Source organism: Nocardia sp. NPDC060249, from assembly GCF_042728755.1.
Taxonomy (GTDB): Bacteria; Actinomycetota; Actinomycetes; order Mycobacteriales; family Mycobacteriaceae; genus Nocardia.
The window spans coordinates 947,042-959,797 of sequence record NZ_JBHXAQ010000001.1 but is presented as its reverse complement, the minus strand read 5'-3'; the positions used below and the strand labels follow the sequence as shown (position 1 = coordinate 959,797).

Here is a 12,756-nt window from a genome sequence, read left to right as displayed (position 1 = left end):
CATTGCCGATCTCAATCGACCGAATGGCAATCAACTAGCCAGCGGTTCTCCGTACACCTTGCCGCGGATAGTGGATTGCAGGAAATTCCTCGTCGAATCGAGGCTGTCCAGGAATACCTGCACCACTTCGTTGGGACTGTCGACGCGCCAGGCGACCTGTAATTCCACCACCGGTTCCGGATCGACGAGGGGAACCACCTTCAAACCCATCGGCCGCGGCTCGTCCATGCTGATGAACGACGCGAACCCCACATACCGGCGGGCCGCCACGGTGATCTCGGTGGCCACCGAGTCGTTCATGTACTCGGCGACCTTCGGGAACGCGCCCGCCCGCTCGCCCGCGGTCATGATGGCGTCGTACATCGCCGGGCTCACCTCGCGGTTGAACAGCACGCACGGCGTTTCGGCCAGTTCGCGGATCGAGATCGAGGACCGGTCGGCCCATCGGTGCCCCTGCCCGACCAGCGCGCCGATGCGCATCTGCAGCAGACACCGCGACAGCACCGCTCCACCGTTGGACGCGCCGCCGTAGAGCAGCCCGACATCGAGCTCCCCGCGCGTGAGAGCGGTGAGCTGCGGCCCGGACCGACCCGAGCTGAGCTTGGTGGTGATGTTGGGATAGTGCGCGTGCAATTGGGCCAGTGACCTGGGCATGATGAGCTGCCCGGCGCGGCCGTTGAACCCGATGTTGATCTTGCCCATCCGCCCGGCCGCGATGTCACGGACGGTGTTGGTCGCCGAGTGCACCTCCCCGAGAATCCGTCGCGCGTCGGCGCGGAACGCCTCCCCCGCGGGGGTCAGCTGCACCACCCGCGACGTCCGCGACACCAGTTCGACGCCGAGATGGCGTTCCAGGCGCTTGAGTTGCTGGCTGAGTGACGGTTGCGTGAGATGGAGCCTGGCGGCCGCCCTTCCGAAGTGCAGTTCGTCAGCGATGGCAAGAAATGCCTCGATATGCCGTGTCTCCATAGTGCGCGCCCTCGCGTGATCAGGTACGTGACTCGTCCGAGATATGCACCTTGTATAGCGGCACCGCACGTCATCGGGGAACGGGCCCGTGAAGCTCAGATGAGCAGCGACCGAATTCCTGCCGCCCCTGCGGCGTGTCCACCCCGCCTCGCGGTGACCGGCGCCGCGGGCAACAGCGTGAACACGGTCGATTCGGCACTCGAATCGCTGACTCGGAAAAACCCGATGATCCCCGTCTTGACAGGGCGATCCATTTCGTACCGCAATTGATCCATAATGCGTTCCACGTTGTCGCCCCGGACACCGGAGTGGAACACTTTTATCCGGTGCAGGCGAAGTAATTTCGACGCCGATTTCGAAGGAGCCCAGAATATGACGACCACGGTTGCCAGCCAGCACGACGCCGAGTCGACACTGGCCGAACTGTTCGCTCCCGATACCCGACCCGATCCGTATCCCGTCCACCGCGCCCTGCGCACGAAGTCCCCGTTGGTCACCAAAGGCGGCGACCTCGTGATCATCGCCAACTACGCCGATTGCCAGCAGGTGCTGCGCGACCCGTCGGTGCGCAACGACCCCAAGCTTTCCCGGCTCGGCAAGGATCACCCGGAGCGCCCGGAGTCCCTGCTGTTCCTCGACCCGCCCAGCCACACCCGCATTCGCCGGCTCGTGTCGAAAGCCTTCACCCCCAGGGTTATTCGGGCTTCGCAGCCGCAGATCCACTCGATCGTGGACGAACTCGTCGAAAACATCGCGAGTAAGAGCGAATTCGACGTGATCTCCGAATTCGCGCTGCCCCTGCCGGTGCGGATCATGTGCGCCCTGCTCGGCATCCCCGTCGAGGAGTTCGGCGACTTCGAACCCGCCGCCCGCCGGTTGGGCCGTGTCCTGGACTTCAACCTCGTCGTCCACAACGACGACCTCGACGATGCCGAGGGCGCGCGCAACGAGCTGATGAACTACCTGGTCAACCTGATCGCCCGCAGGCGCGGCAACCTCGGCGACGACCTGCTCTCGCGGCTCATCGAGGTCGAGGAGGAAGGCGAGGTGCTCAGCGAGGGCGAACTGCTCGCCACCTGTGTGCTGCTGATGGTCGCCGGTCACGAGACCACCGCCAACCTCATCGCCAACGGCGTGCTCGCGCTGCTGCAGAACCCGGACCAGCGCGAGATCCTCGCCGCCGACCCCGAATTGGGGATCAGCGCCGCCGACGAGGCGCTGCGCTACGACGCGCCGATCCAGTTCGTCATGCGGATCGCCACCCGTGACATGCAGGTGAGCGGCACCGCGATCAGCCCCGGCACCGCGATGCTGGTGCTGCTCGCCTCGGCCAACCGTGATCCCGAGCACTACCCCGACGCCGACCGTTTCCTGGTCGCCCGCGGCGCGGCCGACCACCTCGCCTTCTCGGCCGGGGCGCACTTCTGCCTCGCCGCGGCGCTGGGCCGGGCCGAGGGCGCCGCGGCGCTGTCCGCCTTCGCCGGCCGGGTGATCGACCCGGTGCTCGTCCCGGGCTCGTTGCGCTACCGGCCCAATGTGAACCTGCGTGGCATCGACGCTTTGACCGTCACGCACGGCGGAGTTCGTCTCCGTTGATCTCCGATTCGACCACCCCCTCCACAGAAAGCCTGTTATGAACTCGCACCACCACGGCCGTAAGGCCGGATGGGGGATCGTGCTCGTCGCGGTCACCACGCTGCTCGCAGCCTGCGGCCAGAACAGCTCGGCCCCGGTCGCGGCCGACGACCCGGTGACCATCACCTTCCTGTCCTACACCTACGGACAGACCAACCCGCTGGGCAAGGGCATCGAGAAGTTGATCAACGACTTCCAGACCGCCAACCCGAAGATCACCGTCAAGCCGCAGTCGGTCCCGACGGCCGACGCGCTCACCAAGCTCCAGAGCGAAGTGGTGGCGGGTAACCCGCCCGACGTCGCGCAGATCGGCTGGAGCAAGGTCGCGCAGGCGTCGCAGACCTTGCCGCTGCGCTCACTCGAAGAGGTCGCCGGGACCGACGAGTGGAACAAGCACATGGCGGGCTTCGTGCCGTCGGTGCTGAAGGCGACCCCGGTGGCCGGTGCCAAGAAGCCGGTCGCGATGCCGTTCATGATGGCCACCCCCGTGGTGTTCTACAACGCCGACCTGTTCACCGCCGCCGGACTGGATCCGGCCCAGCCGCCGAAGACGATGGCCCAGCTCAAGCAGGCCGCGCAGGCGATCAAGGACAAGACCGAGGCCCAGGGCGTGTACGTCTCGGCCGTCGACCCGGGCAAGTCCGACTACCTGACCCAGTCCCTGGTCAACAGCGCCGGTGGCGCGCTGGTGTCGAGCAGCGGTGAAGTCACCGTCGACTCGGCCCCGGTGATCACCGCGCTGTCGACCATCCAGGATCTGACCAAGTCCGGTGTGCAGCCCGCCGTCGACTTCGCCTCCGCGCAAAGCGCTTTCAACTCGGGCAAGCTCGGCATGCTGGTCACCACCGGTGGCGGTCTGCTGACCCTCGACGCAGCGGCCAAGGGCAAGTTCGCCCTGCAGGTGGCGCCGCTGCCCGCCTTCGACAATCTGCCCGCCCGCCCCACCTTCTCCGGCTCCGGCCTGACGGTCGTGGCCAAGGACGCGGCCAAGGCGAAGGCGGCGTGGAAGTTCGTGCAGTACATGACCAATGACGAGAGCTTCAAGCTCATCGCCTCGCAGATGGGGTACCTGCCGCTGCGGACCGCGGCGGAGTCCTCGGCCGATCCGCGGCTCGGCTCGGCCGTCAAGCAGATGGCCGATCTGGTTCCCTACACCGCCTTCCCCGGCAAGCAGTCCAACCAGGGCGTCGTCATTCTCCAAGACGATGCCGTCGAACCGATCGTCCTGCGCGGCGCCGACCCGACGGCGACTCTGCGCGCCGCCGCCGCGAAGATCCGCGGACTCAACTGAGTTCGCGCACCATCCGCTGACCACCACCCCCTCGAAGAGAGACACCGTTGTCACACCAGGTATTCGCACACACGCCACCGAACGGTTCGACCGACGGTGGCGCGATCCCGAACAAGATCGGCCTGACGGTCAATCCCTGGTCGGGAAAGCAGCTCCTACGCTCCGATTTCGAGGAGATGCGCGAATTCCTCGATGAGGCCGCGACCGCCGGATTCGGCTACGCCGAACTCGGTGGCTGCGGCCTCGGGGTGGTGATCGGCGGACAGGTGCAGCGCTCCCGGCTGGCGGCGCTGCGCGACGCGCTGGCCGATTGCCGAGTCCGGCTCACTCTGCACAGTTCGTGGCATTCGTCCGGTCGCACCGGCAATCTGCTCGACACCGGGTCCGCGTCCGCACAGCAACTCGGTCTGCTGGCGGATCTGGAGATCGCCGCCGTGATCGGCGCCGAGGTGCTGGTCTACCACGCCGGAGTGCTGCCGAGTCTCTACAGCGACGGTGCGGCACTGGCCGAGGGCATGGCGACCGAGCGCACGATGTTGCGTGAGCTCGCCGACGAATCCGGCGCGCGCGGGGTCACGATCGCGATCGAGAACCGGGCGCCCGGCCCCGCGGTACTCACCCGCCGTTCCTACGGGATGCGGCTGGATATGGTCGCCGAGCAGGTGCAGCAGATCGATCACCCCGCGGTGACGATGTGCCTCGACGTCGGCCACGCGTACTTGTCGGCCGGCTACCTGAACTACGACTTCCTGGCCGCGATCCGCGAGGTCGCCCCGGTTGTCGGCCACATTCACCTGCACGACAATTTCGGCCGGATGCCTCGCCAGCCCGACGCGAACCCGTACGAACTCGAACTCCTCGGTGAGGGCGATCTGCACCTGCCGCCCGGCTGGGGCACGATCCCGCTGGACGAGGTGCTGGCGACGCCCTTCCCGCACGACCCGGCGATCATCATCGAGATGCGCCACGCCCGCCACCACGCGGAAGCCCTGGACACCACCCGGCGGATGCTCGATGCGCGAGCCCGTTCATGACGCTCACCAAGGACCCCGAGGTAACGCCGAAGGCGCGCGTGGTCGAGCGCCCCGCCGCGACCGGGCTCGCCTGGCTGTACTTCTCGCCGACCATGCTCGCGATCACCGTGTGGGTCTACGGTCCGCTGCTGTTCACCGCGGTACTCAGCTTCCTCGACTGGAACCTGGTGTCGCCCGACATCGCGTTCAACGGTCTGAAGAACTACGAAACCCTTCTCACCGAGCCGGAATTCGGCAACGCGGCCTGGAACACGCTGAAGTACGCGCTGTTCGTGCTGCCGTTCGCGACGGTGGTGCCGTGCGCGCTGGCCATCGCGCTGTGGAAGCGCCCGGGCCGGATGAGCGAGTTCTACCGGATGCTGCTGTTCATGCCGGTCGTGCTCGCGCCGGTCGCCAACGCGCTGTCGTGGCAGTTCATCCTGGACCCGCTGTACGGAACCCTCAATCAGGTACTGGGGTTCGCCGGGGTGGAACCGATCAACTGGCTCGGTGACCCCGCGACCGCGCTCCCGACCGTCGTGGTGGTGACAGCCCCGAAAGTAGTGGCGCTCAACACCTTGCTCTTCGGTGCGGCACTGGCGAACCTGGATCGCCGCACCGTCGACGCGGCGCGCCTGGACGACGCCACCGAGGGCGAGATCACCCGCTCGATCATCCTGCCCCAGCTGCGACGCCCGATCATTCTGCTCGGACTGCTGTCGATGGTGGTGGTGTGGCCGTGGCTGTTCACCAATATCGGGGTGCTCACCCGCGGCGGACCGAGCAATGCCACCGACAACGTCTACTACCGGCTCTACACCTACGGTTTCACCTTTTTCGACGCGGGCACCGCCTCGGCGGCGGCCATCGTCATCGCGCTCGCGTTCGGGCTGCTCCTGACCGTTCACACCCTGCTCTCGAGGAGATTCCGTGCGACGCGGTGACGCGATCGGCAGACACCTGCTACTGATCACAGCCATTGTGCTGATGCTGTTCCCGGTGGCGATGGCCTTGGCCACCTCGTTCAAACCGGTGTCGACCATCTTCGATCTGAATCCGATCCCGCTTCCGGCGAGCTTGGAGAACTACGAGATGGCCGTGGGCAAGTTCCCGATCGGCAGGCTGCTGTGGAACACCTTCGTGATGGCCGCGGGCGTCACCATCGCGACCATACTCGTCGCCCTGCCCGCCGCCTACGCGCTGGTGCGGTTCGACAAGGCGCGCGGGCGTGGTTTCGTCCTCGCGGCCGTGGGCATTTCGCTGCTGATCCCGCCGCAGGCGCTGATCATCCCGCAGTTCCTGATGACCGCGAAACTGGGCTGGCAGGGGCACACGATCGGGGTGATCATCCCGCAGCTCGGCGTCAGCGCGCTCGCGGTGCTGTTGCTGCGCGACCACATTCGCTCGGTGCCGCAATCGCTGATCGGCGCCGCCGTGCTCGAGGGCGCTACGTCGTGGGAGATCTTGCGGCACGTGGTTCTCGGCGTGATGCGCCCGGCACTGGGCGCGGTGGCGATCCTGCTGTTCATCAGTACGTGGAACGAGTTCCTGTGGCCGCTGCTGGTGATGCCCGATCCCGAAGACACCACCATCCAGCCGGGTCTGGCGCTGTTCCTCGGCCCGGAGAGCGCGGAGTACGGGCCGATGCTCGCCGCGGCGATGCTGGCCTCGCTGCCGGTCGTCGTGATCTATGTCCTGGCGTCGCGACGGATCGCGGACGCCTTCCTTCATTCAGGGGTTCGGTAATCGACATGACCAGTCTCAGTGTGAGCGAGCCCCCGGTGCTGACCACCGAGCTCGATCTCTCGGCCGGCGTGGTGCTCGACAGCATCACCAAGCAATACGGCGAGGACCGCCCGGCTCTCGACGTCGACCTGCTGCACGTACCCGGACAATCGCTGACCGTGCTGGTCGGCCCGTCCGGTTGCGGCAAATCGACCGCGCTCGGCGTGGTGTCCGGCCTGATCACCCCCACCTCGGGGCGGGTGCTCATCGAGGGCGCCGACGTCACCGAGGTGGCGCCGGGACGACGCGGAGTCTCGATGGTGTTCCAGGACTTCGCGCTGTACCCGCACATGACCGTCGAGCGCAATATCTCCTTCGGCCTGCGCCTGGAAGGCAAGCACAACCGCAAGTCCGGGCTGGACAGCGCCGAGATCGAACGACGGGTGGCCGGTGCGTGCGACAGCCTCGGGCTGAGCGAACTGCGCCACCGCAAGCCCGCTCAGCTCTCGGGTGGTCAACGTCAGCGCGTCGGGCTGGCCAGGGCGATCGTTCGCCAGCCCAAGGTGCTGCTGCTCGACGAGCCGCTGTCCGCCCTCGATGCGCAGTTGCGTCAGCAGGCTCGGGTGGAACTGGTGCGACTGCATCGCGAGCTCGGCAATACCGTCGTGCTGGTCACCCACGACCAGCTCGAGGCGTTGTCGATGGCCACCCACCTGGTGGTGATGAACGATTCGCGGGTGTTGCAGGTGGGTAGTCCGGCGCAGGTGTACCGGCGGCCGGTCGACCTGTTCGTCGCGACGTTCCTGGGCAGCCCGCCGATGAACCTGGCGACCGTGACCATGAACGAGACCGGGGACGAGATGACCGGGCGCGGACTGGAAGTGCTGCTCCCCCAGGCCGTCCCCGGCATACCCGCCGAACTGAAACTGGGCTGGCGGCCCGGCGACGGCACGCTCCGCGACCACGACGGGCCCGGTTTGCTCGTGCACGGTGTGGTGGAGCTGGTCGAGTTCACCGGCGACTCCAAGATCGCGCAGTGCACCGGCGAATCGGGTCGCTGGGCCGTGACACTGCCCGCGAACGATCCGGCTCCCGAGATCGGCGCGCGGATCCAGGTGTTCGTCCCGGCCGATCGGCTGCATGTGTTCGACCCTGAGACCGGCTCTCGCGTTACGGCTTTCGATGCACCTGCTGATCACCAACGATGACGGATATCGCGCGCCGGGGCTGCTGGCGTTGGCGCAAGCCGTGCGGGCGCTCGGCATCGACGCGACGGTGGTAGCACCGAGCGGGCCGATGTCGGGCGCGAGCCAGTCCCGGCGCAGCGGCGTCGCGGTGGCGTGGGAGTGGGCGGCCCCGACCGCCGGAATTCCCACGATTCACGTGGGATCGACCCCGGCGGCCTGCGTGGTGTTCGCGCTGACCTCCGGGGTCCTCGCGCCGGTGGATCTGTGCCTGAGCGGCGTGAACGCGGGCGAGAACATCGGCGCCACCCTGAATGTCAGCGGCACCTATGGCGCGGTTCAGGAGGCGGGAGCACGCGGTGTGCCCGGCATCGCGCTCTCGCGCGAATTCGGTGGACCGTGGGACGCGCCGCACGATTGGGACTGGAGCTGGGTCGCCGGGGCGAGTGCTGCGACACTCACCACGCTGCTGGCGGCGCGGGCGGGCTGGTTCACCGCGAACGTCAACTTCTCCGGCATCGACCGGGGCTCAGATCCGGTCTACACCCGGGTCAGCCGCGCGCGGTACTACACCGATGTCTTCGACGTCGGCACGGGCGCGATCCTCAGCACGATCGGTTACCGTGCCGAGGACCTGGCGCCCGACGACGACATCCACGCCTTCGCCGAGCAGCGGCGAACCAGCATCACCCTCGTCCGGCGGGCTTGAACGGTTCGGACCGCAACGCGGTCTTGACGACCTTCCCGCCGGGGTTGCGCGGCAACGGCGCCGTGCGCACCGAGAAGTACTGGGGGACTTTGAAATCGGCGAGCCGCTCGCTCAGGTAGCCGAGCACGGCGGACTCGTCGAACTCGACACCCGCGAGCGGCACCACCACCGCGCCGACCTTCTCGCCCATCATGTCGTCGGGCACCCCGACCACCGCGGATTCACCGATACCCGGTGCGCCGGCGAGGGCGTTCTCGACCTCGACGCAGTACACGTTCTCGCCACCGCGGTTGATCATGTCCTTGGCTCGATCGGCGATCGACACCAGTCCTCGCTCGTCGATGCGGGCGAGGTCGCCGGTGTGCAGCCAGCCGTCGACGAAGGTCGCGGCGGTGGCGGCGGGGTTGTTCCAGTATCCGGCGACGACAGTGGCGCCGCGGACGAGCAGTTCGCCGACACCGCTGACGGGATCGGGCGCGTGCACGGCCAGGTCGATGATCGGCGCGGCGAACCCCACCGATTCCGCGTGTTCGGTGGCCCATTCGTGCGGCAGGTAGGTCGCGATGGACGAGGTCTCGGTGAGCCCGAACCCGTTGGCCAGCCGTGCGTTCGGGAAGTGCCGGTCGATCTCGGCGACCAGCGCGGGCGCGACCGGCGCGCCACCGTAGGCGACCCGGTTCACCGCACTCAGATCGAAGTCGGCGAAGTTCGGCTGCCGAAAAGCCAGGAAGTAGATGGCGGGAGTGTTGGTGAGCGAGGTGATCCGCTCATCGACGATCGCCCGCAGGAAATCCTGAATCTTGAACTGCGGCAGGATGATCGTGCTCCCGCCGATGGCCAGCTGGGGAATCAGCTGGCTGTTGCAGGCGGTGACGTGGAACAGCGGCACCGACACCAGGTTGCGCAGGGCCGGGCCTTCGTCGGCGCCGATGTGGGCCAGCCTGCGCACGTTCTCCACGGTGGACAGCAGGTTGCGATGGGTGGTCATCGCACCCTTGGGTCGTCCGGTCGTCCCACTGGTGTAGAAGATCGCGGCCAGATCCGTGGGGCCCGCGCCCTCGTAGACGTAGGGATCACCCTGCGGCAGTGCTTCATTCGGTCGCAGGCTGAACGCGGCGTCGGAATCGGTCAGGACATAGTCGATTTCGGGGTCGGCGAACCGCGTGTTGACCGGCACGGCGACCGCGCCCGCGAGCACGATTCCGAGAAAGCCGACCACCCACTCGGTTCCGGCGTTCAGCAGCACGGCGACCCGGTCACCCGGCTGAATTCCGCTTTCCCGCAGCCCACCCGAGACCTCGGCGGCCCGGTCCCACAGCTGCCGGTAGGAGAGTCGCTCGCCACCGACCTCGACAACGGCTTCCTGCTCGGGCCACGTCTTCACGGTGTGGCGCAGCATCGCCACCAGGGAATCGGGCAGGCCTTCGTAGTGCGCGACACCGTGCTCGTCGCGCACGATCCCGGCGGTGTCGAACGGCTGCACAGTCATCGCGCACCCTGCGGGTTCAGCAGCGCGGCGAGGTTGTCCTCGGCGAAGAACTCCCGGCCGCTGAGCCCGCCCGCCATCATCCGGAACCACTGCTGTGTGTGCTTGGCACTGCTCGGCAACGCGCGCATCACCTCGACGTGCTTGTCCGGCAACACCAGTCGCGAGGACTCACAGGTGAACCGGTACATCGGCTTGCTCGACCGGTCCCGCTGCGCCTGATAGTCGGCGAGCGCTTCGTCGAGTGGCCGCGCCGCCGACAATCCCTCGTGCACCCGCTCGGCGAGCAGATCGGCGTAGGTGAACGCGTCGCTGATCCCGAGGCCGGTGAAGGGGTCCTTGTGATAACCGGCGTCACCGACCAGCGCCCACCCGGGGCCGTGCGATTGGCGATAGAAATTCTCCGGGTAGCGGGCGATGTAGAACCGTTCGTCACGTTCGCCGGTGTCGAGTAGTTCGGCGAGGTCGGGCGCGGTTTCCTTGAACGCCAGCGAGAAGTTGCGCTCGACATCGGTGCGGAACGGCGCGAACCGGTCGACGTATTGCACACACCAGATCAGCGTCTTGCCGTCGTTGGTCGGCCAGCCGCCGACCGCCTGCTTGTCGCCGATCCGCAACTGGCTCTGCATAGTCAGGCCGGACCAGTACGAGTAGGCGGTGAAGGTCTCCCCCGGGATCACGTCGTATTTCTGGGCCCCCGTGAGCTGGGCGACAGTGGACGCGTACCCATCGGCGCCGATGACGAGGCGGGCGTGTTCGGTCACCGGTTCGCCGTCGCGGTCGCGGCCGACGATGCCGGTGACGAACTCCCCGTCGCGCACCAGATCTGTCACGGTGACGCCTTCACGCAGATCGACGCCTGCCTCGCGGGCGGCGTCCTGCAACAATTTGTCGAGCACGATGCGCCGCGGCGCGTAGGTCTCGGCGATGCCGTCGATCGGGTCGGAGAAGCCGGAGAAGTGGGCGTCGGCGTACGACATGGTGATCGAGTGGATGGGCGTGCAACCGGTGGCTGTCAGCCGATCCAGCAGACCCCAATCCCGCAACCGCGCGAGCCCACTCTGCCGCAGCATGTGGGTCGAGACGGCATCCTTGGGAAACAGCGCCTGGTCGACGCAGAGCACCCGGTAGCCACGCCGCGCGAGCAGCATCGCGACCGTGGCACCGGCGCAACGCGCGCCGACAACAATGACATCGTGCACAGTCTTCGACCTTTCAGGCATCGAGCACGAGACGGTCCGTGCGCGCTCGGGAAACGCAGATCATCATGGTTTTGCCCGACTCTTGTTCGGCCGGGGTGAGTACCGAATCGCGGTGCTCGACGTCGCCTTCGAGCACCGTGGTCTCGCAGGTCGCGCACGTTCCTTCGCGGCACGACCACAACACGTCGGCACCGGCCCGTTCGAGCGCGTCGAGGACCGAGGACCCGGCCGGAACTTCGATGGTCCGTCCGGAGCGGTTGAGCACGACCGTCGTCGGCCGATCGGGTCCGGTCGCCGCGATCTCCTTGGGATGAAAACGCTCGACCCGCAAGGCATCCGCGACACAGTGCTGCTCGACCGCGGCCAGCAACGGCTCGGGGCCACAGCAGTACACGAGCGTGCCCGAGGCCACCGGCTCGAGAATCTCGGCCAGTGGCATCAGCCCGACTTCGTCCTGCGCGTAGCGATGTACCCGCGCACCGTAGGCGGACAGTTCCTCGGCGAACGCCATCCGCGCGCCGGTGCGGCCGCCGTAGTGCAATTGCCAGTCGGCGCCGCGCTGTTCGAGTTCACGGATCATCGGCAACAGCGGGGTGATCCCGATGCCGCCGGCGATCAGAAGGTAGCTCGCCGCCTGCGTGAGCGGGAAATTGTTGCGTGGCTCCCGGATCTCCAACAGTGAGCCCGGCCGCATTTTCTCGTGCATCGACGCCGACCCGCCACGGCCCTGCTCCTCGCGCAGCACCGCGATGCGATAACTGTCGCGATTCGCGGGATCGCCACACAGCGAGTATTGGCGAACGACGCCGTCGGGCAGGACGACATCCACGTGCGCACCCGGTGCCCACGGCGGCAGTGGCGCGCCGCCGGGGTCGGTGAGCACAAAGGACAGCACGCCCTCTGATTCGTAGGTGATGGACCGAATTCGCACAATCGCGCTGATCACACGACGAGTCTCGCAGGGGTTCGGCGGCCCGCGCGGATTGATACTTTCAACGAATTGCCGGATTGAAATGGGGTCGATCGGCTATCGGTAGCGAGCGGGAAGAAACGGTCAGGAATCGAGAAGTTTCCAGGTCGGCGCTGTGTCAGCATTGTTTTCCACGGATCGACGAAAGGGTTTTGCGATGAACATCACCTGGGTTCGGCGAACTCACCGCGGTCTCGCCGTCGCCTTCCTCGCGGCCGTGGTGATCACGGTGATCGGGTTGTCGCTCAGCGGCCCGGAATGGGTGGTCTACCTGCCACTGATTCCGCTCGCCGGGCTGTTCCTGTCCGGTGCGCTGATGTTCGTCCGGCTCCTGCGCGGCCCACGACCGTCGTCAGCGTTCGGCGCCGGTGCCGGTCGCGTCCGCCAGGTGCACCGCTGGTCTGCGGTGCTGTTCGTCGTCACCGTTGTCGCCACCGTGATCGCGCTGGCACAACCGGAACCGATCGTCTGGGTGTCCTACCTCCCGCTGATCCCCCTCGCGGGCCTGTTCCTGTCCGGCTCGTTCCTGTTCGTGTCGCCGTGGGTACGGGCGCGGCGCGCCCGATAGGTGA

12 protein-coding genes are annotated in these 12,756 nt (G+C 67.1%); 8 read left to right on the top strand and 4 right to left on the bottom strand.

The annotated features are described in order from the left end of the window. Positions 1–30: 30 nt before the first annotated feature. On the bottom strand, positions 31–969 hold the full coding sequence (locus ACFWFP_RS04250) for a LysR family transcriptional regulator (protein ID WP_379293054.1): 939 nt from the start codon (positions 967–969) through the stop codon (positions 31–33). A 372-nt stretch (positions 970–1,341) separates the two neighbouring features. Here ACFWFP_RS04250 and ACFWFP_RS04245 point away from each other — a divergent pair, with 372 nt between their 5' ends. The 7 genes from ACFWFP_RS04245 to ACFWFP_RS04215 are packed head-to-tail and all read left to right on the top strand — an operon-like array spanning position 1,342 to position 8,526. Further along, the gene (locus ACFWFP_RS04245; protein WP_379293053.1) at positions 1,342–2,565 is read left to right on the top strand and encodes a cytochrome P450; all 1,224 of its coding nucleotides are present in this window, start codon (positions 1,342–1,344) and stop codon (positions 2,563–2,565) included. A 37-nt stretch (positions 2,566–2,602) separates the two neighbouring features. Then, the gene (locus tag ACFWFP_RS04240; protein ID WP_379293052.1) at positions 2,603–3,895 is read left to right on the top strand and encodes an ABC transporter substrate-binding protein; all 1,293 of its coding nucleotides are present in this window, start codon (positions 2,603–2,605) and stop codon (positions 3,893–3,895) included. Between the two features lie 47 nt (positions 3,896–3,942). Beyond that, on the top strand, positions 3,943–4,929 hold the full coding sequence (locus tag ACFWFP_RS04235; RefSeq protein ID WP_379293051.1) for a sugar phosphate isomerase/epimerase family protein: 987 nt from the start codon (positions 3,943–3,945) through the stop codon (positions 4,927–4,929). Further along, a complete protein-coding gene (locus ACFWFP_RS04230; protein WP_379293050.1) occupies positions 4,926–5,852 on the top strand; it encodes a carbohydrate ABC transporter permease in 927 nt (308 codons plus the stop codon). The genes ACFWFP_RS04235 and ACFWFP_RS04230 overlap by 4 nt, the downstream gene beginning before the upstream one ends. Beyond that, entirely contained in the window at positions 5,839–6,654 is an 816-nt protein-coding gene (locus ACFWFP_RS04225; protein WP_379293049.1) for a carbohydrate ABC transporter permease, read from the top strand. The genes ACFWFP_RS04230 and ACFWFP_RS04225 overlap by 14 nt, the downstream gene beginning before the upstream one ends. A 5-nt stretch (positions 6,655–6,659) precedes the next feature. After that, positions 6,660–7,841 (top strand): ABC transporter ATP-binding protein, encoded by a 1,182-nt coding sequence (locus tag ACFWFP_RS04220; protein WP_379293048.1) that lies wholly within the window; start codon positions 6,660–6,662, stop codon positions 7,839–7,841. Next, positions 7,816–8,526: a 5'/3'-nucleotidase SurE gene (locus ACFWFP_RS04215; RefSeq protein ID WP_379293047.1), complete on the top strand. Its 711-nt coding sequence runs from the start codon at positions 7,816–7,818 to the stop codon at positions 8,524–8,526. The genes ACFWFP_RS04220 and ACFWFP_RS04215 overlap by 26 nt, the downstream gene beginning before the upstream one ends. Here ACFWFP_RS04215 and ACFWFP_RS04210 read toward each other — a convergent pair. The 3 genes from ACFWFP_RS04210 to ACFWFP_RS04200 are packed head-to-tail and all read right to left on the bottom strand — an operon-like array spanning position 8,504 to position 12,160. Continuing rightward, on the bottom strand, positions 8,504–10,015 hold the full coding sequence (locus ACFWFP_RS04210) for a class I adenylate-forming enzyme family protein (protein WP_379293045.1): 1,512 nt from the start codon (positions 10,013–10,015) through the stop codon (positions 8,504–8,506). The two genes, ACFWFP_RS04215 and ACFWFP_RS04210, sit on opposite strands and share 23 nt — an antisense overlap. Next, positions 10,012–11,214, bottom strand: a complete 1,203-nt coding sequence (locus tag ACFWFP_RS04205; protein ID WP_379293044.1) for an FAD-dependent oxidoreductase — start codon at positions 11,212–11,214, stop codon at positions 10,012–10,014. Before ACFWFP_RS04205 ends, ACFWFP_RS04210 begins: the two co-directional genes overlap by 4 nt. A gap of 13 nt (positions 11,215–11,227) precedes the next feature. Then, positions 11,228–12,160: a PDR/VanB family oxidoreductase gene (locus tag ACFWFP_RS04200; protein WP_379293043.1), complete on the bottom strand. Its 933-nt coding sequence runs from the start codon at positions 12,158–12,160 to the stop codon at positions 11,228–11,230. A 181-nt stretch (positions 12,161–12,341) separates the two neighbouring features. Between ACFWFP_RS04200 and ACFWFP_RS04195 the strand changes: the two genes are divergently transcribed. After that, positions 12,342–12,752 carry a hypothetical protein gene (locus tag ACFWFP_RS04195; RefSeq protein ID WP_379293042.1) on the top strand — a complete coding sequence of 137 codons (411 nt, stop codon included), beginning with the start codon at positions 12,342–12,344 and terminating at the stop codon, positions 12,750–12,752. The last annotated feature ends 4 nt before the right edge of the window (positions 12,753–12,756 follow it).

Coding starts and splice junctions, on each gene's coding strand:
- ACFWFP_RS04250 (WP_379293054.1), bottom strand. CDS start 969: ATGGAGACACGGCATATCGAGGCATTTCTTGCCATCGCTGACGAACTG.
- ACFWFP_RS04245 (WP_379293053.1), top strand. CDS start 1,342: ATGACGACCACGGTTGCCAGCCAGCACGACGCCGAGTCGACACTGGCC.
- ACFWFP_RS04220 (WP_379293048.1), top strand. CDS start 6,660: ATGACCAGTCTCAGTGTGAGCGAGCCCCCGGTGCTGACCACCGAGCTC.
- ACFWFP_RS04215 (WP_379293047.1), top strand. CDS start 7,816: ATGCACCTGCTGATCACCAACGATGACGGATATCGCGCGCCGGGGCTG.
- ACFWFP_RS04230 (WP_379293050.1), top strand. CDS start 4,926: ATGACGCTCACCAAGGACCCCGAGGTAACGCCGAAGGCGCGCGTGGTC.
- ACFWFP_RS04240 (WP_379293052.1), top strand. CDS start 2,603: ATGAACTCGCACCACCACGGCCGTAAGGCCGGATGGGGGATCGTGCTC.
- ACFWFP_RS04210 (WP_379293045.1), bottom strand. CDS start 10,015: ATGACTGTGCAGCCGTTCGACACCGCCGGGATCGTGCGCGACGAGCAC.
- ACFWFP_RS04195 (WP_379293042.1), top strand. CDS start 12,342: ATGAACATCACCTGGGTTCGGCGAACTCACCGCGGTCTCGCCGTCGCC.